The sequence below is a fragment of the Lactiplantibacillus dongliensis genome (assembly GCF_005405105.1).
GTDB classification, from domain to species: domain Bacteria; phylum Bacillota; class Bacilli; order Lactobacillales; family Lactobacillaceae; genus Lactiplantibacillus; species Lactiplantibacillus dongliensis.
Genome location: NZ_BJDK01000049.1, coordinates 1 through 20,860, shown reverse-complemented (window position 1 = coordinate 20,860; position 20,860 = coordinate 1). Strand labels below are relative to the sequence as shown.

The window sequence follows — 20,860 nt, the reverse complement described above, 5'->3', positions numbered from 1 at the left end:
ATCCAATGAACTATTAGAGAATATCACGCAACGTCTAAGCTGTTAATTGATTGATTATTTATATAATACGAGGAGGCGTCTTGATGGCGGAACCTAATTTATTCCCGCCTGATTTTGAGGGTCAGACGGTGACACATTTTGTCGTCGGCAAGGTTGCGGCCGTTTTTTTTAGTAGTGCGGATAGTTTTTATAAAGTGTTGCTAGTTAAAGTGACTGAGCAAAATATTGATTGGTCCGAAGATGAGATCGTGGTCACTGGGAGCTTTGCTGATATTCAAGAAGAGGCGACGTATCGTTTTACGGGTAAACCGGTCCGACATCCTAAGTACGGTACCCAATTTCAAGCCGATAATTACCAAAATGAAACACCAACTTCACGTAGTGGGTTGATTGCGTATTTGGCGGGGGATGATTTTCCTGGTCTTGGGAAACGTACCGCCGAACGGATCGTCGATACCCTGGGGAATGATGCGATTGATAAAATTTTAGCCGATCCGAAAGTTTTGCAACCAATCGGCTTACGAGCGAGTGTGCAACAGACTTTACTGGATACGTTACGGGTGAATAACGGACTCGAACAAACCATTATTGGGTTAAATGCGTATGGGTTTGGAAGTCGGTTAGCGGCCGCGATTTATGCAAAGTATCAAGGCGACACCTTGACCGTTATCCAAGAAAATCCGTACAAATTAGTTGAGGATATCAAAGGGGTCGGCTTTAAGAAGGCTGATCAAATTGCGGCTCAGCTAAAAATCGATCCGCAAGCTGATAGCCGCTTGCGAGCAGCCTTATTGACGGAAATCAATGGGACTTGTGCGCAAAATGGGGATACTTATACGACAGCTAAGCCGTTACTCAGTGCGACCTTACAATTACTGGAGACCTCGCGGAATGTTGCGATTGATCCGCAAAAGTTGGCTGATCAATTAGTGGGGTTAGCAAAGGATAATTTAGTGGTCGGTGATGAAAATCGGATTTATTTACGGGCCTTGTATGAAGCTGAATGGGGAATTGCCGAGCATTTAAAGCGACTGCACGATGCCGACAATGACGGTGATTTATCAAGCAAAGCTGTTGACCGGGCCATTGAACATGTAGCGAAGGCTAGTAATCTGACTTACGATGAGTCCCAGACGCAAGCGTTGAAGTCGGCAATCACGTCGCATCTTTTCCTATTAACCGGGGGTCCGGGGACTGGGAAGACCACTATTATTCGCGGTCTAGTCGCCTTATTTGCTGAATTACATGATGTGTCCCTAGATATTAACCAATATAAAGATAAAACCTTTCCAATCTTATTAGCTGCGCCCACGGGTCGGGCCGCGAAACGGATGTCCGAAACGACTGGCTTACCCGCTAGTACGATTCATCGGTTGCTCGGCTTGACTGGGCGTGAAGACGGACCAGAAATGCCAACTAAAGATTTAGAAGGTGGTATTTTAATCATTGATGAAATGTCGATGGTTGATACTAGTTTATTCCGACTATTATTGCAGGCCGTCCCTAGCCATATGCAAGTCATCTTAGTTGGAGATAAGGATCAATTGCCATCAGTCGGTGCGGGGCAAGTCTTTCATGATCTGTTAGCCAGTCCTATGTTGCCGCAAATTGAATTAACGACCATTTATCGCCAAGATGATGATTCAAGTATTATTCCATTGGCGCATGCGATTAAAGATGGTCGCTTACCAGATGATTTTACTGTCAATCAAAAAGACCGCTCGTTTATTGCCTGCAGTGCGTTTCAAGTCAATCATATCGTGGCTCAAATTGTGGCTAAAGCGCAGACGCGGGGCTTCTCAGCCGATGACGTGCAGATTTTAGCACCGATGTATCGGGGGGCTGCTGGGATTAATCAATTGAATGAAACCGTTCAAGGTATTTTTAACCCAGTTAAGTCTGCCCGACAGAAGCAATTGACTTATAATGGGCAAAACTTTCGGGTGGGCGATAAAGTGTTGCATTTGGTCAACTCACCGGAAGACAATGTTTTTAATGGTGATATTGGTAAAATTGTCGGCATTGATCTGGCTAAGGATCCGCATAATAAGTCAAAAAAAGATCAAATTACGATTGCCTTTGAACAAAATGAAGTCACGTATCAGCGAAGCGAGTGGAATCGACTGACTTTAGCTTACAGCATGTCGATCCATAAAGCTCAAGGGAGTCAGTTCAAGATGGTCATCTTGCCATTAGTGCCTCAGTTCTCACGGATGTTGCAACGTAACTTGTTGTATACGGCGGTGACACGGGCCGAACAGATGTTGATCTTGATCGGGGACGTGCAAGCCTTTCAACGGAGTGTCACGAATGAGTCCGTTAATCGGCAAACGACTTTGACGAAACGGCTCCAGCAAGTCTTTGCTGGTGAAGCTGATCAAGTGGCGCCCACCGCGGCAACGACGACTGAGCCAGCTAGTTCGGCTAGCGCAACGCCGGAATCAGCTGTGGCTGATTCGGCCGAGTCGACAGTTAATGAGAACGCGCCAGCACAACCAGCTGATTATCGGTTGACACCGGCCTTGGTTCAAAATGGGGCCATTGATCCGATGATTGGTATGGCTGGTGTGACACCAGCTGATTTCATGGTGCAATCATCATAGTAGACTACACTTGTCAATAACAATTAGCAGACAATCCAGATAGTTGCTATTAACAAATAAGCTAGTTTGAGCGATTAATGTGAATAGGTGATAGCCAGCATAAGTATCGCTAAATTTTAGTATGACGCTCAAGCGTCACTAAAAGCAGACAAAAACCGGTTGAATTTCTGAAATTTAACCGGTTTTTGTCTGCTTTTAAGTGCGGATACTGCTATAATTAAAGCTATAATTGTCATGAAATTAATTTTTGGAGGTCGTTATGTCAGTAGATGAATCATCTAACAAACTTAAATTGTTTGCTTTGAATTCTAACATGCCATTAGCCAAGAAGATTTCTGAACGGGTCGGTATTCCGTTGGGGAAGAGTTCGGTGAAACGCTTTAGTGATGGTGAAATTCAAATTAATATTGAAGAGAGTATTCGGGGAGCGGAAGTTTTTGTGATTCAATCCATTTCTGAACCGGTCAATGATACGATCTTAGAATTATTAATTATGATTGATGCGTTGCGGCGAGCGAGTGCCAGCGAAATTAATGTGGTGATTCCTTATTACGGATATTCACGTCAAGATCGCAAGGCTCGCTCACGGGAACCAATTACGGCGAAATTAATCGCGACCCTCTTAGAAAAAGATCGGGCGACGCGCATTTTGACCGTTGATTTGCATGCGGCTCAAATCCAAGGCTTCTTCGATATTCCCGTGGATCATTTACAAGCTGCGCCAATCTTGGCTAGCTACTTTAAAGATCGTGGGATTACCGATAACTTAGTGGTGGTATCACCAGATCATGCGGGTGTCTCACGGGCCCGGAAGATGGCTGAGTTATTAGGGGCGCCGATTGCGATTATCGATAACCGGCATCCGGATAACGATGACGTTGTACCTAGCAGTATTATTGGGGACGTTAAAGATCGGATTGCAATTGTGATCGATGACATGATCGATACCGGGACGCGCTTCGACGTTTCAGCTTCAGCATTGAAGCAAGCCGGGGCTGCTAAGATTTATGGCTGTGCTACCCATGCAATCTTCTCGCAAGATGCACCAACCAAATTACAAAATTCTGCATTGGAAAAAGTGATTGTGACCGATACAATCTTAATTCCAGTAGCTAAACAATTTGAAAAACTCGAACAACTTTCGGTCGGCCCATTACTGGGCGATGCGATCAAGCTAGTTCATGAACAACAACCGGTCGACAGTTTATTTGCACCGGGAATCTAATTGTTACAAAATTAGACGCGCTCACGCAACTAGTGAGCGTGTCTTTTGTTTAAGAAATCTTAATTTTTTGTGAACGGTCAAAGGCTGTCTTGGTAACGGTTTCGGGCATTAGCTGGGATGACAAACGATCAGCCTGTTATTTTAGCTTAATGGGGGTCAAAGGCTGGTCTGTCAACGTTTATTGACCGAACAATCTAATCAATTGTTAACCCAAATAAACAAATCGTTTTACAAAAAAATAAGTGAATCTAGTTTGTATTTTTTTAAAGTGTGCTACAATAAAGTTATAATTTGTAAAAGGTGTTAAGCTTTTCTTAAAAATTATAAATTTTTTATTGTCATTCAGGCAATCAATTCGCGTTATTATGCCAAAGGAGTGGAGTTAATGTCACAAGCACATACAACGGGCAAGGTCCTAGCCGGTACGGTTGGTGCCGTTGGTTTGCTGTTTGCTACAGCTCAAGCTGCCAATGCTGCTACGGTAACCGTTAAACAAAATGATACCGTTTGGAGCCTCGCTCAAGAACATGGTGTTTCAGTCAAAAGTATCGAAACGTTAAACAAAGTTAAGGCGTTAGATACCAATACCGATTTAATTTTTGTTGGTCAAAAGTTACAAGTTAGTCAGAATTCTAAAAGCAGTCAGTCAAAAAAGGGTACATATACCATTAAAGCTGGCGATACGCTCTGGGATTTAGCTGATGAATACGGGACGTCTGTCCATACATTGCAAACGCTTAACCACATGAGCGGCGATGTTATTGTGACTGGCGAACAATTAGTATTACCAAGTGATGCTAAGCCAGCTAAGTCAACAACGGCGAAAGCCGCTACTAGTACCACTAGTAACAAAGTTGTTGCTGAGGATGCTGCTGCTAATACAGTGACGGCAGCTTCTTCAACTAGTAGTGCCAAGCCAACTCGGACAACGGGTGCGACGGCTCCTAGTCAAGCAACGAGTGCCAGTTCAACGAGCCAAGCTAGCAATAAGGCTAGTGTTAGCTCTCAAACAACGGCCACAAGCAGCTCAACGACTAGTGTAAGCCAAGCCAGCACCAGTCAAAGTAGTCAGTCAACGGCACCAACGACCGCTAAACGTAGTCGGATTGTTGTCGGTGTTCAAAAGTCGGCTGCGACAAGTAGCAGTTCAACGACGACTACGAGTGCTAGCAGCTCAACGGCGACAAGTACGGCGGCCCAATCATCGACGTCAACTACTAGCGCGGCAGCTCAAAGCACAGCACCAGCCAGTGCTAGTTCAACGAGCCAAGCGGCCCAATCATCAACGACTAGTGCCGCGGCTAAGTCTAGCAGCACGAGTCAAGCTAGTTCAACTCGTTCGACGAGTACTGCCGCAGCGACACCAACGAGTGCCAGCACGACGCAAACGGCTGTTAAGCGGACTGCCCGCCGAGCAACCGTTAAGCGGGCGGCAACTACGGCTAGCTCAACGACGACGCAAAGTAGCGCGGCAACAGTTCAATCAAGTGCTAGTCAAAGCAGCACTGCCACGCCTAAGCCAACGACTCAGCGTCAGACAACTGTGGCTAAAACACAAAGTAGCAGTGCTAAGCGCACCGCTAATACAGCTAACTTAAGCTCTGGTTCCGTTACTGGTTTAGCGATGAAGCTAGCTAGTGCGAATATTCCTTACGTTTATGGTGGCAGTAGTTTATCTGGGATGGACTGTTCTGGCTTAGTTGCCTACGTTTACCAACATGCAGCTGGAATTTCCTTGCCACATAGTACGACGGCACAGGAAGCTTATGTTTCCGTGCATTCAGTTAAGGATGCGCAACCGGGTGATATCTTATTCTGGGGTTCCCGTGGTGGGACTTATCATGATGCGATTTACCTTGGCAATAATCAGTATGTGGCCGCCCCAACTGAAGGCCAAAACGTGGAAGTTCAAACAATTAGTTCGTACTTCGCCCCAAGTTTTGCTGGGACAGTTAAATAAATTAGTCAATGAAATTATGTCAAGAGACAGTCAGCAGGTGCTGGCTGTCTCTTTGCGTTTAATGGCAGGAACCAAGTGGTATGGTGTAGTGACAGCGGTGGGGCTAGCGCCAGCTTAAACAGCTAATTTAAGGGCCTAAATACAATCATGCAGTGTTAAGTCCTGATTAGGGCTTGATCGTGGCTGGTTAGACTGGAACCCCGGAGTTGGACTTCGATTCAGAATGCTGAAATTTAGCGTTCACAAAGTGACGTGAACGTGTTATATTAATCTTACAATTTGGTCGACGGGGCCAAGAATTAGATTGTTCTAAGGGAGTGTTAAAGTGAGTAACAGATTTGAGATTCTGGAGGAATACCAACAGGCTAATTCCGAACTAGATCACTTAAAGGGGTTAGTTGTCCGACAACAGGATCGCTCACGAGTGGTGACGATTTATCCGCATTTACGCGAACGGGTCAGTCATCTTTCGGAGAAATGTGAACAGCTTGACATGCTTCTGGAAGCAATTAACGCTTCGGAAGATTAAGCAATGTTGGCTCAAAAATAAAGCGCTAAGCTCAGCACGGGGTGCTGGAAGCTTAGCGCTATTTTTTATGGCTCAATGTTGACCTTGAACACTGGTGTCAATCCAGAAAGGATAGGTTAAGGTATCGAAGTAGAGATCGTAATTTCGATTGCCGATGGTTTGACCATCCATTTGACCGACTTCAACCGAGTTAACTAATAGGTGTAGTTGTTTGGCACGGTAGTGGTGCACGAAGCGTGAGTTCAAATGGCGGCCACCCATTAATAAGAGGGCGAATAACCATAACACGGTCCACCAATGAGGTTCTTCAATGACGATCAGTTCTAATTGATCGTCATAAATGTCGGCGTCTGGCAAAATTTTGACGCCACCGCCAAAGTAAGGATGATTAGAGACGGTACATAAAAAGGCGTGCCGATAGCTATCCCGTTGCCGATCAAGGTGCACGGCTAGAGGGAAGCCTTCTTGTTCATTGAACGCTTTTAAGGTATTGCTGAGATAGGCCCAACGTCCTAAGCGACCTTTCTGCCGACTCCGGTTGGTATCGTCAACAATTTGAGCGTCAAAGCCTAAACCGACGTTGTTGACGAAATAACGATGTTCATTTTTTAAGGTTTCATGATAATAACCCACGTTTAAGGGGCGGGCGCGCATGTTGTTTAAGACTTGAGCCAAGGCAGTTGCTGGCTCGGTAGCCATCCCCAAGCCCCGAGCAAAATCATTGCCAGAACCGCCTGGAATATACGCCAAGGGGACGGGATCAGCTAAGTGGGCCGCCATTAAGCCATTTAAGGCCTCGTTTAACGTGCCGTCACCGCCAATCACTAGTAAGACCGGGGTCACCCCAGGTTGCCGGTGATGGTGGGCCGCAGCATATTGCGTTGCAAGATAGGTGGTGTGGCCGGCATACGCTGAAACGCGATACTCAAATCGAACTTGACGTTGTTCGAGCAATGGTTTAACCGTTTCCCAGACGGCTTTCCCGTGACCGGACCCGGCTAATTCGTTAATGATGATATAGTATTCAGTCGTCAAAGTTACACCTCACAAAGTTCACGTCAGTTCAAGACTGACCCTTACACCACAAAAAGCCGGAACAGGCACGTTCCGGCAGGTTGTTAGTTCATAATAAGCATTGGTAAGATCATTGGATGCCGTTCAGTCTTCTCGAATAAGAAGCTTTGTAGGTCATCAATGATGGCATTGCGAATAGTGGCTTCACTAGCTTTGTCACTCTTCATCTTGCGGCGAATGGTCCGGAAAACATGTTTGCGGGCTTCGTTGATCAAATCACCAGATTCGCGCATATAGACGAAACCGCGTGATAAAATGTCAGGGCCGGCTTGGATTTCTTTCTTCTGCAAGTTGATGGTGGCTACGACCACGACCAGCCCTTCTTCAGAAAGTACTTGCCGATCGCGCAAGACCACATTACCGATATCACCGATACCGGAACCGTCAACGTAAACGTCACCAGCGCCAAAATGGCCAGCGACTCGCGCTGAATCCTTGGTTAAGGCCAGGACATCACCATTTTCCAAGATAAAGCTGTGATCGAGCGGTACCCCACATTGTTCAGCCAATTCGGTATGAATCTTCAACATCCGATATTCCCCATGGATGGGCATAAAGAACTTGGGCTTCATCAAACGGAGCATCAGCTTTTGTTCTTCTTGACCACCATGTCCAGAAGTATGAATATTGTTGACCTTGCCATGAATGACGTGGGCACCGGCTTCTTCCAATTCATTGATCACATGGTTAACACTCAATGTATTCCCAGGAATTGGGGAACTTGAGAAGATGACCGTGTCACCAGGCTGGACTGAAATCTGCCGATGAGTCCCATTGGCAATCCGTGAAAGGGCTGCCATCGGTTCGCCTTGTGAACCCGTACAGAGAATCATGACTTTGTTGGCTGGTAAGGATTTAATGTCATTCGCATCAACCATCGCATCATCTGGAATGTTTAAGTATCCCAATTCACGACCATTGACAATTGCAGCTTCCATACTACGACCGAAGACGGCAATCTTACGATGATGTTCTAACGCGACTTGAGCCGCTTCTTGAATCCGTGAGATATTGGAAGCGAAGGTGGCGAAGATGATGCGACCTTCAACTTGTTCAAAAATCTTACGAATTGATTGGGCAACCCAGCGTTCGGACTTCGTAAAGATTGGGCGTTCAGCGTTGGTACTATCAGAGAGCAGCGCTAGGACACCACGTTCCCCTAAGTGAGCCATTTTTTGCAAGTTCGGCGGCTGATTCGTAATTGGTGTCAGGTCGAACTTATAATCCCCGGTTTCCACAATCGTACCAGGTGGGGTCTGTACGGCAATCCCCATCGTGTCTGGAATCGAGTGGGTCGTTCTAAAGAAGGAGACCCGCGTCTTGCGGAATTTTAAAACGCTATCTTCGTTGATTTCATGCAACTCAGTGGTTTTAAGTAATCCGTGTTCTTCCAACTTACCCTTGATTAAGGCTAAAGCGAGGGGACCGGCATAGATTGGCACGTTGATCTGTTGTAGGAGGAATGGAATCCCACCAATATGATCTTCATGCCCATGGGTAATGACCAGAGCTTTTATTTTTTGCTGATTTGCAACTAGGTAAGAATAGTCTGGGATCACATAATCAATCCCTAGAAGTTCGTCTTCCGGGAATTTGATACCAGCATCGATCAGAATAATCTCATCTTGGAATTGGACACCATAAGTGTTTTTCCCAATTTCTCCCAAACCGCCGACTGCAAAAACAGCGGTTTCGTTATTTTTAACGTTTAGGCGTTTCATTTATTAAACTCCGTTAGTTGAAACTCTGGATTTTTTTGTTCGTAATCCAAGAAGTTACCTTCTAACGGTTCGATAAATTCAATATTGTACTTGGTATTATCTTCGACCAGCACGCGTGCATCTACTTCCGTATCGGCTTCAAGATAAAGCGCTTGGGTAGTTTCACGTTGTGGGTTCCGTTTTTTGGTTTCTTGGTAGTAGACTTTGTAAATCATTAACAAAACTCCTTATAAAAAAATATTTATTTAGAACCTGAATTCTAAATAGTAGCAAAAATAAAAGTTTGATCCGTACACCTGGTTGTGTAAACACAACAATTATCTTTCATTTTAGCATAATTTGCGAGAGGTGTATACAATGTTAACTTTCTTCAAAAACAAACGAGTCATCGCAAAAAAGTTTTTAAAATCATGCTATGCTATTCGGAGAAGTCCAGTTGATAAAAGTAAGATATTGTGAAGCGTCATACAAAAATTAGAGGGGGTGGCGTTGTGCAGAAATGGCTCATTATTTTAGTCGGTTTGATTTTAGCCGTGTTAGTTTATGAAGTTTTACGGCGCCAAGTGTTGAAACGCACGGCACTTAAGATTCGGTTGCAAGGTCAGCGGACCACGGATACGGCGATGGCGACCATCTTGCGGACACTGAGTAGTCGGACTGCGGCACAGCAAGTGAGTGGTCAGTTGCACTCAGTCCCAGTGGCAACAGTGTGGGGGCGCGGCGTTATGGCGTTTGAATATGTGATCGAGGCGCCTGGCATGACGACGGCTGATTTGCATGAAATTCGAAAAGTGTTAAATAATCACTTACAAGCTTATGCGCAAGATGAACAGCTGAGTGCTTGGCATGATGCTGGTCCAGCATTGCGCGTGACAGATACGTGGTTGCGTGACGGACAGTTGCATTTAGATGTGGCGTATTTAATGAATGAAGCCACCTTTGAATATCTGGAAGACTTACGCCGTTTGAATCGTGAGCACTAAAAAAGGCCCGACTTTTTAAAAGTCGGACCTTTTTTAATATTTAGGAAATTAAAACTAAGTCATCATCGGCATTGAATGGACTATTACCATCAATATGGTCATAGAATAAAATACCGTGTAAATGGTCAATTTCGTGTTGGCACACGATGGCTGGATAATTCTTTAGACGAATCTTTTTTTGTTCGCCCGCCATATTGTAGTAGCGTAACGTAATGCGATCATGGCGAATGACGTAACCTGGAATGTCACGATCAACTGATAAACAGCCTTCACCTTCCGTTAGTGCACCGGGTTGAACCGAGTGGCTAACGATGACCGGATTAATAATGACGTCTTTAAAGACTGGTTCGGCGTTTTCACCTTCGCCGGGGACTAAGACCGCCGCCATTTGTTCGGACACATCGACTTGCGGGGCGGCTAAACCAACACCGGCTCGCAAACCATATTTTTTAGCCAATTCTGGATCCTGGCTATTTTCTAAGTAAGCCATCATGTCGTTGGCCAATTGTTGATCTTGGTCACTCAATGGAAATTTAACTGGTTTGGCTTCCGCGCGTAACGTCTCGTTACCTTCGCGAATGATATCTCTCATCTTTATCAACCCAAATTACCTCCAAAAAACTAGTCTGTAAGTTGGAACTGGCAGCGCAGTTCACCCATTAAATAAGTCTATCATATCTAAAAATGAAAATGTAGTCCGTTTCTTGAAAATCTAATTGTGTTAGTAAAGCTAGTTTATGAAAAAATTCACAATCATTGCGACGAAAAACGCCGACATCTTGGGGTTTGGAAGGGCTTGCAAAAATTGAAAGGCAATGGTAAGTTAGACTTGTGATTATGAAAACGATTACGTGCAATCGCTAACTGCGGTACATGTACGTTCATGAAAGGGATGTGTCATTTATGGACAACGAACAACCAATTGTCGATTTTAGTGCAATCCATGATGCGCTTGGAAAAAACTTTGAACCAGTGCAAGTCATTGATGGTCAGGCTAAAGTCGTTAAACCAGAAATTGTTGCTAAATATACAAATGATCAACTAGTTGAGTTCTTAAAACTAATGATTTGGGAACGTACTTTGCATCAGCGCTCAAATGCCTTAACTCGGCAAGGACGTTTGGGCTTTTATGCCCCAACTGAAGGGCAAGAAGCTAGCGAAATGGGCAGTAATTCAGCGATGAAGTCGACCGATGTGTTGATGCCCGCTTATCGAGACATTCCGCAACTCATTCAACATGGATTACCTGTTTATAAAGCCTTCCTTTGGTCGCGAGGTCATGTGTTAGGTAATGAATATCCGGAAGATTTGCATGCCATGCCACCACAAATTATTATTGGGGCTCAATATGTCCAAGCAGCCGGTGTCGCTTTAGGGATTAAGAAGAATAAGACGGCTGATAAGGTTGCGTACACGTACACCGGTGATGGTGGGACGTCGCAAGGGGACTTCTATGAAGGCATGAACTTTGCCGGCGCTTTCCAAGCACCAGCAGTCTTCATTGTTCAAAACAACGGCTACGCGATTTCAGTGCCGCGACGGAAACAAACGAATGCCCGGACCTTGGCGCAAAAAGCTGTGGCAGCAGGGATTCCAAGTATCCAAGTTGATGGGATGGACTTCTTAGCGGTGCATGAAGTTACCAAAGCGGCCCGTGACTATGCTATTGCTGGCAATGGTCCTGTGATGATTGAAACCTTGACTTACCGGTTTGGTCCACATACGAATGCTGGGGATGATCCTAAACGTTACCGGACGAAGGATGAAGAACAACCTTGGTTTGATAACGATCCATTGATTCGTTACCGCAAGTATTTAACCGAACAAGGTGCTTGGTCAGAAGCACAAGAAGACGACTATGTTGAACAAGTTAAAGCTGACATCAAAGCGGCCGTTAAACAAGCCGATGATGCCCCTAAGCAAAAAATTACCGAATTTTTGAGCAATGTTTTTGAAGAACAACCACAAAACATTCAACAACAAATTACGGCATATCAAGCAAAGGAGTCGAAGTAACATGTCAAAGAAAACGTATATTCAAGCAATTACGGATGCCCTTCGATTGGAGCTCGGCTCAGATGATCGGACTTTGCTATTTGGTGAAGATGTTGGTAAAAACGGTGGGGTCTTCCGGGCAACCGATGGCTTACAAGCAGAATTTGGTGAAGACCGGGTCTTTGATACCCCATTGGCTGAATCTGGTATTGGTGGTTTGTCAATCGGATTGGCTTTGGAAGGGTTCCGTCCAATCCCTGAAATTCAATTCTTAGGGTTTATCTTTGAGACCTTAGATTCAATCGCTGGGCAGATGTCACGGGAACGCTTCCGGATGGGCGGCACCCGGCATATGCCAATTACGATTCGGTCACCATATGGTGGTGGGACGCATACGCCGGAAATGCACGCGGATTCCTTGGAAGGTTATCTGGCACAGATCCCTGGGCTACGGGTAGTCACACCGTCTAATCCTTACGATGCGAAAGGCTTATTAATTGCATCAATTCGCAATAATGATCCAGTTTTCTTCCTTGAAAACTTGAAGTTATACCGGTCAATGAAAGCGGATATCCCGGATGAAGCTTACACGGTGCCGTTAGATAAGGCCGCGGTGGTTCGTGAAGGAACTGATATTTCACTGATTGCTTACAGTGCCCAAGTCAACCAATCATTAAAAGTCGCTGAAAAGCTGGCTAAAGAAGGTATCTCCGCTGAAGTCATTGATTTACGGACCCTTTCACCATTGGATGAAGAGACGATCTTGAAGTCCGTTGAAAAGACGGGGCGGGCCGTTGCCATTCAAGAAGCCCAACGTCAAGCCGGGATTGCGGCTAACGTGGCGGCTTTGATCGCTGAAAAAGGGGCGCTTTATCTCAGTGCACCAGTTGGTCGTGTTTATGCGCCTGACACGGTTTATCCATTCGGGTTAGCAGAAGATGATTGGCTCCCAGCAGAAGACGAAATCGAAGCTAAGACCCGTGAAATCTTAACGTATTAAAGATTGACGGCATTTGAGTAACAACCGTGCACGCGGTTGTGATGAAAGGAAGTTATCGCATGGCTTACGAGTTTAAACTACCAGAGCTTGGTGAAGGCCTTGAAGAAGGCGAAATCGCATCATGGCTCGTTAAACCTGGTGACGAAGTTAAAGAAGACGACTCATTAGTAGAAATTCAAAACGATAAATCAGTAGAAGAATTACCATCACCAGTGGATGGTAAGATTATTAAAATTTTAATTCCAGAAGGCGAAACAGCTAAAATTGGTGATGTGATCGTCACCATTGATGACGGCTCTGGTGATAACGCTGCGCCTGCTGCCGCACCGGCAGAACCAGCAGCGCAAGCCACACCAAGTGCACCGGCTGAAAGTGCTGCCACGACTGAAACCGCTCCCGTGGCGCCAACTGATCCTAACAAACGGATCTTGGCGATGCCATCAGTCCGGCAATATGCTCGGAATAAAGATATCGACATTACTTTAGTGACGCCAAGCGGGACGCATGGGCAGATTACGAAACAAGATATCGATAATTATACCGGCGCCCCTGCCACAACCAAGCCAGCCGCCACACCTGAAAGTGCGGTCCCGGTAGCGGCAGCTGAACCAGCACCAACGCCAGTTAAACCATATGTTTCAGATACGCCAGAATTAGAGACTCGCGAAAAGATGACACCAATTCGTAAGGCAATCTCTAAAGCGATGGTTAACAGTAAACATACGGCACCACACGTTACCTTGTTTGATGAAGTGGAAGTTAGTGCCTTGATGGCGCATCGGAAGAAGTACAAGACGATTGCGGCAGATCGCGATATTCATTTGACCTTCTTACCATATATCGTGAAGGCCTTAGTGGCAGTTTTACAACAGTTCCCAGAATTCAATGCTTCAATTGATGATGCCAATAAAGAAATCGTGTACAAGCACTACTTCAATATTGGGGTGGCTACCGATACTGACCGGGGCTTGTTAGTACCAAACATCAAGCACGCTGAAGGCAAGGGCCTATTTGCGATTGCCAAGGAAATTACTGACAATACGCAAAAAGCTTATGACGGCAAGTTAAAAGCCAATGAGATGAGTGGGGCGTCAATTACAATCAGTAACATTGGCTCAATCGGTGGCGGCTGGTTTACCCCAGTTATTAATCAACCAGAAGTCGCGATTCTAGGGGTCGGCCGGATTGGCAAAGAACCTTATGTCAACGATGATGGTGAAATTGTTGTCGGTAAAATGCAGAAATTGTCCTTAAGTTTTGACCATCGTTTGATTGATGGGGCGACCGCTCAAAAAGCCATGAACTTATTGAAGCAATTGTTGCATGATCCAGAATTATTATTGATGGAAGGATGAGGTCAGAATGGTTGTAGGAGATTTTGCTGAAGAACGCGATACCATTATTGTCGGCGCGGGTCCTGGTGGCTACGTCGCTGCAATTCGGGCCGCTGAACTAGGCCAAAAAGTCATGATCGTCGAAAAAGAATATATCGGCGGGGTGTGCTTAAACGTTGGCTGTATTCCTTCTAAAGCGTTGATTAGTGCCGGACATCGGCTACAAGAAGTTAAAGATAGTAAGATTTTTGGGATTAAGAATATTCAAGCACCAGTCTTGGATTTTAAGACAACCCAAGATTGGAAAGACCATCAAGTTGTTGATCGCTTGACGGGCGGCGTGTCAATGCTACTCAAGAAACACAAAGTAGAAGTGGTCACTGGCGAAGCGTATATGCATGATAACCATACGCTGCGGGTCATGAATGGCGATCATACTGGTCAGACTTATAAATTCAAACATTTGATTTTGGCAACTGGTTCACGACCAGTCGAAATTCCTGGCTTTAAGTTTAGTGGTCGGGTGGTTGATTCGACCGGTGGCTTGAACTTGCCAGAAGTTCCGAAAGAATTAGTAGTCATCGGTGGTGGCTACATTGGGTCTGAATTAGCTGGTGCCTATGCTAACTTAGGGGCGCACGTCACGATTCTCGAAGGGACGCCACAGATTCTGCCGAACTTTGAAAAAGATATGGTTCAGTTAGTCTTGAAGAACTTTAAGGCTAAAGGGGTGACCGTGGTGACTAATGCCATGGCCAAGAACTCTGAACAAACGGATAGCGGTGTCACGGTTACCTATGAAGTTGACGGGGAAGCCCAGACAATCAAGGCTGACTATGTGATGGTCACTGTTGGTCGGCGTCCAAATACCGATGATATGGGCTTGGAATACACGGACGTTAAGTTAAGCGACCGTGGCTTGATTGAAGTTGATGCGCAAGGTCGGACCGCCGCTGAAGATATTTTTGCGATTGGTGATATTGTGGCCGGACCAGCCTTGGCCCATAAAGCCTTTGCAGAAGGTAAAGTGGCGGCAGGTGCCATTAGCGGCAAAAAGACGGCGAACGACTATGTTTCCGTACCAGCAGTTTGCTTTACCGATCCCGAGTTAGCCACGGTCGGGATGACCAAGGCGGAAGCTGAGAAAGCCGGTTTAGCAGTGAAAACGTCGAAGTTCCCATTTGCTGGTAACGGGCGGGCGATTTCCTTGAACTCGATGGATGGGTTCTTCCGCTTAGTAACGACCAAAGCGGAAGGCACGATCGTGGGAGCACAAATTGCTGGTCCCGGGGCAAGTGACTTGATTTCGGAATTAAGCGTGGCGGTTAATGGCGGTTTGAACGCAGAAGACTTGGCGTTAACGATTCATCCACATCCAACTCTGGGTGAAGTGGTCCAAGAAGCTGCGGACGAAGCGTTAGGTTATCCAACGCATATTTAAGGACTTAAACAGGATTAGGTTAGAAACAAAAAGTTGGCATCGAGTTTGATGGTGCCAACTTTTTGGGTTGCCTCAGGATTGGCGGTTGTTTGATGGTTAAGCTGACGATCCCCAACTAACTGAGACTTTACCCAAATTTAAAAACCGTGTGCCGCCTACTGACCCGTTGCTTATGTTACAAAAGATTAAGCTTTTTATTAACATTTACTTGAATTCCTTGACAGCTTAGGTACAATTATTAACGAAAGTTGGGAGGGATTTCATGAACAATACAGTTATTATTCGTGGATTATTCGAATTCGTACAACAACTCATTTTAATTGCGATGGCGAAAGATTTGCCATTGACCTTAATCGTCGCGACCGATGCTGACGAGACACCGCGCTATCAGTCCTTAATGACTGCTAGTACGGCTTGCCGGCAATTCTCATTGCTCGCTAAAGCCAAACCAGATTATTCGCAAGCTGATACTTTGATTATCGGCAATCTCGTGCCGCTAGCGGCTGATCGAGATGCCGATGCTGATTTACGTGCCACGTTGCCATTATTTCGTAACTTTGTTAATGCTGCTATGGCGGCAGGCTTTAACGGCAAACTACTCTTAGCCGGTAGCAATGATGCCGTCTTAAGTGTCTTAGCTGCCCGTTTTAGTGGTATCGATCATCAACGGGTCTTAGGACTAGGAACTTTGCCGCAAAGTCGGTTGTTGGAACAATTATTGCAGAATCAATTAAGTGTGGGCGCAGCGGACGTACGGGCCTTTGTCGTCGGCACGACGAATGCCCATTTGATCTCGTGGAGTCGGTCTTACATTGGTCCAGCGCCAGTGCTGACGTATGTGGCGAACCAAGATACTAGCTTTGGTGCCGACGAGATGGCTGCTGATCAAGATCAAGTTGATGACCCAGCAATTGTTACCAATCAAACGTTGAGTGTGTTAGCATTAGTACAGGTTCTCAGCGCTTTTTATGAGCATCAGCCGTTTATTGGTACCGTTACCAATGTCCAGACTGGTAGTGATGGCCAACCAGTTGGCTTGGCCTCGCCAGTCCTGATTAGTGCTAATGGGATTAAACGGCTGGCCGATGTGGTGTTATCTGATGAAGAACAAAAAGAATATGCCGAAATTGCGGCTGAGGTGCGCCAATCCTTAGACCGAATTGCGGCCGGGGAGTTTGATCAAAATGACAGCGACCAATGAAAATTATCAATATCCATTGGATGAAACGTGGACGACCAGTGAAATTATTACAGTGACCAACTTTTATCGGTTGATCGAAGCGGCGAATGAAAGTACCGTGTCCAAAGCTGAATTAATGACTGCTTATCAGGCATTTAAGCAAATTGTCCCAGCAAAATCACTTGAAAAACAAATTGGCCGTGAATTTGAAGCGGCGTCTGGCTATAGCATTTATAAAACGATGCAGGCAGCACAGCAGACAACAAAGCAACGGGTTCGCTATCGAAGCTAGGGTGTGATCAGGATGGAAAAACAAGCGTTACAACAGTTAAATCAGGCGGTTCAGACCGTCTTTCAACAGGCACGGCAGCACGTCTTGACCAAGATGGGTGAGAAACTGACCGTTGCTGAAAAAACCAGTCGCAAAGATTTGGTGACCAATGTTGATCGCAGCAACGAACTTTTTTTAGTACAACAGTTACGGCAGCTTGATCCCCAAGCTCACATTTTAGCGGAAGAGGGTTTAGGCGACCACGTCACCTCGTTAGCCGGTCACGTGTGGATTGTGGACCCGATTGATGGCACGATGAATTTTGTGCATCAACGGAATCATTTTGCCATTATGGCGGGTTATTATGTCGATGGTGAACCGACCTTAGGCTATATCTATGATGTGATGGGCAACCGGTTGTATGCTGGCGGGCCGCAAGTTGGGGTCACGGTTAATGGCCAACCATTGGCGGCCCCCGCGGACTTGCCGCTAAGTGACGGCCTTTTTGGGGCGAGTGCTCCGTTGTTGATCCATAATCGGTTTCAGATGCAGGCCGTCGTTGATGCGAGCTTAGGGCCGCGGATTATGGGCAGTGCCGGGATTCAAATCAGCCAAGTCCTGGCTGGTGAATTAGTTGGTTATCTATCTTATTTACGGCCGTGGGACTTCGCAGCAGGCCGGGTGTTAGCTGAAAGTTTGGGCCTGGTCGTTAGCCAAGTTGACGGCACGCCCGTAAATATGTTATCATCTGGTGCTGTACTAGTAGCAACTAAGCGTGCGCAACGTGCGATTTTGGCAATCGTCACCCAAACGATGTGACTGTGACCCATCCGTCACAGTTTTTTTATGCCAACGCATGAAAGCCAATGAAAACGTCGTTACGAGTTGATTAACGCGCACTAGTAACTTGATAGTAGCGACAGTTTGTATTAATATATGTAAGATTTCTGCTGTCAATTGGACAGTGAGAACTTTTGAAGGATGAAAGGAAGATCAATTTTGAAATTTAGAGATGATATCCGCAACATTGCCATTATTGCCCACGTTGACCACGGTAAAACAACGCTGGTTAACGAAATGCTTAAACAATCGGATACCCTTGATGAACACGTCCAGATTGATGATCGGGCGATGGACACTAATGCCATTGAAAAGGAACGCGGTATCACGATCCTTTCAAAGAACACGGCCGTACGCTACGGCGACAAGCAAATTAACATTTTGGATACACCTGGACATGCGGACTTCGGTGGTGAAGTTGAACGAATCATGCGCATGGTTGATGGGGTTTTACTGGTTGTCGACGCATTTGAAGGAACGATGCCCCAAACCCGCTTCGTTTTGAAGAAGGCTTTGGAACAACATTTAACACCAATCGTTGTGATCAACAAGATTGACCGTCCTGGTGCCCGTCCTGAAGAAGTCGTGGATGAAGTTTTAGACTTATTCATCGAATTAGGGGCGGACGAATCACAATTAGACTTCCCAGTCGTTTACGTTTCAGCGTTAAACGGGACTTCTAGCTATGATTCAGATCCTGCTAAGCAAGAACATACGATGAAACCTGTCTTTGATACGATTATCAAGACGATTCCATCACCAATTGATAACTCTGACGAACCATTACAATTCCAAGTTGCCTTACTTGACTACAATGATTATGTTGGTCGTGTTGGGATTGGTCGGGTCTTCCGTGGAACCATCAAAGTTGGTGACAGTGTTACGGTCATGAAGCTTGATGGTAGCAAGAAGAATTTCCGGGTAACCAAGTTATTTGGGTTCTTTGGTTTACAACGTTTGGAAATCAACGAAGCCCATGCCGGTGATTTGGTTGCTGTTTCTGGGATGGAAGATATTAACGTCGGTGAAACCGTCGCTGATTCTGCCAATCCAGAAGCGTTACCAATCTTACGGATTGACGAACCAACCTTACAAATGACCTTTGGGACCAACTCTTCACCATTTGCTGGTAAAGAAGGTAAATTTGTGACTGCTCGTCAATTGGAACTTCGGTTGAAGTCTGAATTGGAAACTGATGTGTCATTACGTGTTGATGATACTGATGAACCTGGTTCATGGGTCGTTTCTGGCCGTGGGGAATTGCATTTGTCAATCTTAATCGAAACGTTACGGCGTGAAGGTTATGAATTACAAGCATCACGTCCAGAAGTTATCTATCGTGACGTTGATGGCGTTCGCAGCGAACCATTCGAATCTGTTCAGATCGATACACCTGATGAATATACCGGTTCAATCATCGATACCTTGTCACAACGTAAAGGTGAAATGAAGAACATGGAAAGTACTGGTAACGGCCAAACTCGTTTGACCTTTATCGCACCTTCACGTGGGTTGATCGGTTACTCAACTGAATTCTTATCATTGACGCGTGGTTATGGGATCATGAACCATACGTATGCTAAGTACATGCCAGTTATCAAGAACTGGAACCCTGGCCGTCGTAATGGTGCCTTAGTTTCAATTAACCAAGGTAAGACCACTACGTATGCGACGATGGGGATTGAAGACCGTGGGACGATCTTTGTCGACCCAGGTACCGATGTCTATGAAGGGATGATTGTTGGTCAAAATAGCCGTGAAAATGATATTTCAGTTAATATCACTAAAGGTAAGAACATGACCAACGTTCGTTCATCTAACAAGGATTTGACTGCCACTATCAAGACGCCTACGCATTTGACGCTTGAAGAATCACTTGAATTCTTGAACAGTGACGAATATTGCGAAATCACACCAGAACACGTGCGGTTACGTAAGCAAGTCTTAAACACTAGTGCCCGTGAAAAGGTTGCTAAGAAGCTTAAGATGCACAAATAATTAGCAAATAACGAAGAAGTCCGTCTAGCAGCGATGCTGGCGGGCTTTTTTTGTACTTTGATTTGGTCCGCGAAGGGTGAATCTGTTTGGATAGTCGCTCCGGTTGGGCTGGCGTAATGCTGGAACGTGGTGGCCACGTTTGCGAGCCATAGGGTGGTCTTGCAAGCCGGGCTTTGACTAACCCGAGCGAAGGCACTCGGCTAAGTCAAATTTCACCACTGAGCATCATCCAGCCCAACCTGCGCTAAATAGGTGGCCAAGCATTTGGCTGATAATGATACTGTGTTTTTTAAAGCCAGCTCGGACCTAGGCTTGAAAATCTGGTGTACCGAGTAGAATGCCATGATTGAGCGGTTGAAATCAAGTGTTCCTAAAGCGGTTGGTTAAAATAAATCGCTGTTAATGGATGCTGGGCAGGTCACATTGGCTCAGGGATTTAGATTGAATGTGCTTGGTGCCAGTTGAATTAAGGCGTCATTCTGGTTGGCCTAGAGTCGGCTGGAATACGGTGGGTACCACTAAATCAATTTTAGGAACCAACCGGCAGGCGGCAATTTTAACTGGCACAGCTACCACGTTCTAATCAATGATGACCCCAACTGGAGTGGCAAGTTTAATTAAACTAGAATTAGGGTCCGTTTGAAAACTACTTAAGTAAAATACAAATTGAGGCAACGTATACTGCTGACAGAAAGACGTGCGCTAG

General features: G+C 45.6%; 17 protein-coding genes. 13 read left to right on the top strand and 4 right to left on the bottom strand.

What is annotated here, in order from left to right; genetic code table 11:
• Nucleotides 1–83 precede the first annotated feature (83 nt).
• The 4 genes from recD2 to FFM80_RS13680 all read left to right on the top strand — a co-directional run bounded on the left by recD2 (nt 84) and on the right by FFM80_RS13680 (nt 6,317).
• Entirely contained in the window at nt 84–2,603 is a 2,520-nt protein-coding gene (gene recD2 / locus FFM80_RS13695; RefSeq protein ID WP_137641311.1) for an SF1B family DNA helicase RecD2, read from the top strand.
• A gap of 259 nt (nt 2,604–2,862) precedes the next feature.
• Nucleotides 2,863–3,828 (top strand): ribose-phosphate diphosphokinase, encoded by a 966-nt coding sequence (locus FFM80_RS13690; protein WP_137641310.1) that lies wholly within the window; start codon nt 2,863–2,865, stop codon nt 3,826–3,828.
• A 385-nt stretch (nt 3,829–4,213) separates the two neighbouring features.
• A complete protein-coding gene (locus FFM80_RS13685) occupies nt 4,214–5,788 on the top strand; it encodes a LysM peptidoglycan-binding domain-containing protein (protein WP_137641309.1) in 1,575 nt (524 codons plus the stop codon).
• Nucleotides 5,789–6,113: 325 nt separating this feature from the next.
• A complete protein-coding gene (locus tag FFM80_RS13680) occupies nt 6,114–6,317 on the top strand; it encodes a hypothetical protein (RefSeq protein WP_137634833.1) in 204 nt (67 codons plus the stop codon).
• Nucleotides 6,318–6,389: 72 nt separating this feature from the next.
• Here FFM80_RS13680 and FFM80_RS13675 read toward each other — a convergent pair whose 3' ends face one another.
• The 3 genes from FFM80_RS13675 to FFM80_RS13665 all read right to left on the bottom strand — a co-directional run bounded on the left by FFM80_RS13675 (nt 6,390) and on the right by FFM80_RS13665 (nt 9,327).
• Complete coding sequence (locus tag FFM80_RS13675) at nt 6,390–7,352, bottom strand: diacylglycerol/lipid kinase family protein (RefSeq protein ID WP_137641308.1); 963 nt, start codon at nt 7,350–7,352, stop codon at nt 6,390–6,392.
• Nucleotides 7,353–7,435: 83 nt separating this feature from the next.
• Complete coding sequence (gene rnjA, locus FFM80_RS13670; protein WP_137634835.1) at nt 7,436–9,112, bottom strand: ribonuclease J1; 1,677 nt, start codon at nt 9,110–9,112, stop codon at nt 7,436–7,438.
• Entirely contained in the window at nt 9,109–9,327 is a 219-nt protein-coding gene (locus FFM80_RS13665; protein ID WP_137634836.1) for a DNA-directed RNA polymerase subunit epsilon, read from the bottom strand. The genes rnjA and FFM80_RS13665 overlap by 4 nt, the downstream gene beginning before the upstream one ends.
• 276 nt (nt 9,328–9,603) lie before the next feature.
• Here FFM80_RS13665 and FFM80_RS13660 point away from each other — a divergent pair, with 276 nt between their 5' ends.
• Nucleotides 9,604–10,095 carry a hypothetical protein gene (locus tag FFM80_RS13660; protein ID WP_137641307.1) on the top strand — a complete coding sequence of 164 codons (492 nt, stop codon included), beginning with the start codon at nt 9,604–9,606 and terminating at the stop codon, nt 10,093–10,095.
• Nucleotides 10,096–10,135: 40 nt separating this feature from the next.
• On the opposite strand, the gene def is transcribed toward FFM80_RS13660, so the two are convergent.
• Nucleotides 10,136–10,696 carry a peptide deformylase gene (gene def, locus FFM80_RS13655; RefSeq protein WP_137641306.1) on the bottom strand — a complete coding sequence of 187 codons (561 nt, stop codon included), beginning with the start codon at nt 10,694–10,696 and terminating at the stop codon, nt 10,136–10,138.
• Between the two features lie 302 nt (nt 10,697–10,998).
• Here def and pdhA point away from each other — a divergent pair, with 302 nt between their 5' ends.
• The 8 genes from pdhA (at nt 10,999) to typA (ending at nt 20,154) form a co-directional block, all read left to right on the top strand.
• Nucleotides 10,999–12,111, top strand: coding sequence for a pyruvate dehydrogenase (acetyl-transferring) E1 component subunit alpha (gene pdhA / locus FFM80_RS13650; RefSeq protein WP_137641305.1), 1,113 nt, complete (start codon nt 10,999–11,001; stop codon nt 12,109–12,111).
• 1 nt (nt 12,112) lies between these two features.
• Nucleotides 12,113–13,090 carry an alpha-ketoacid dehydrogenase subunit beta gene (locus tag FFM80_RS13645; protein WP_137641304.1) on the top strand — a complete coding sequence of 326 codons (978 nt, stop codon included), beginning with the start codon at nt 12,113–12,115 and terminating at the stop codon, nt 13,088–13,090.
• Nucleotides 13,091–13,149: 59 nt separating this feature from the next.
• The gene (locus FFM80_RS13640) at nt 13,150–14,445 is read left to right on the top strand and encodes a 2-oxo acid dehydrogenase subunit E2 (protein WP_137641303.1); all 1,296 of its coding nucleotides are present in this window, start codon (nt 13,150–13,152) and stop codon (nt 14,443–14,445) included.
• A 7-nt stretch (nt 14,446–14,452) separates the two neighbouring features.
• The gene (lpdA, locus tag FFM80_RS13635; protein ID WP_137641302.1) at nt 14,453–15,865 is read left to right on the top strand and encodes a dihydrolipoyl dehydrogenase; all 1,413 of its coding nucleotides are present in this window, start codon (nt 14,453–14,455) and stop codon (nt 15,863–15,865) included.
• Between the two features lie 262 nt (nt 15,866–16,127).
• Entirely contained in the window at nt 16,128–17,066 is a 939-nt protein-coding gene (locus tag FFM80_RS13630) for a lactate dehydrogenase (RefSeq protein WP_137641301.1), read from the top strand.
• Complete coding sequence (locus FFM80_RS13625; RefSeq protein WP_137641300.1) at nt 17,050–17,337, top strand: UPF0223 family protein; 288 nt, start codon at nt 17,050–17,052, stop codon at nt 17,335–17,337. Before FFM80_RS13630 ends, FFM80_RS13625 begins: the two co-directional genes overlap by 17 nt.
• A gap of 12 nt (nt 17,338–17,349) precedes the next feature.
• Entirely contained in the window at nt 17,350–18,135 is a 786-nt protein-coding gene (locus FFM80_RS13620) for an inositol monophosphatase family protein (RefSeq protein ID WP_137641299.1), read from the top strand.
• A 180-nt stretch (nt 18,136–18,315) separates the two neighbouring features.
• Nucleotides 18,316–20,154, top strand: a complete 1,839-nt coding sequence (gene typA, locus FFM80_RS13615; RefSeq protein ID WP_137641298.1) for a translational GTPase TypA — start codon at nt 18,316–18,318, stop codon at nt 20,152–20,154.
• Nucleotides 20,155–20,860 lie beyond the last annotated feature (706 nt).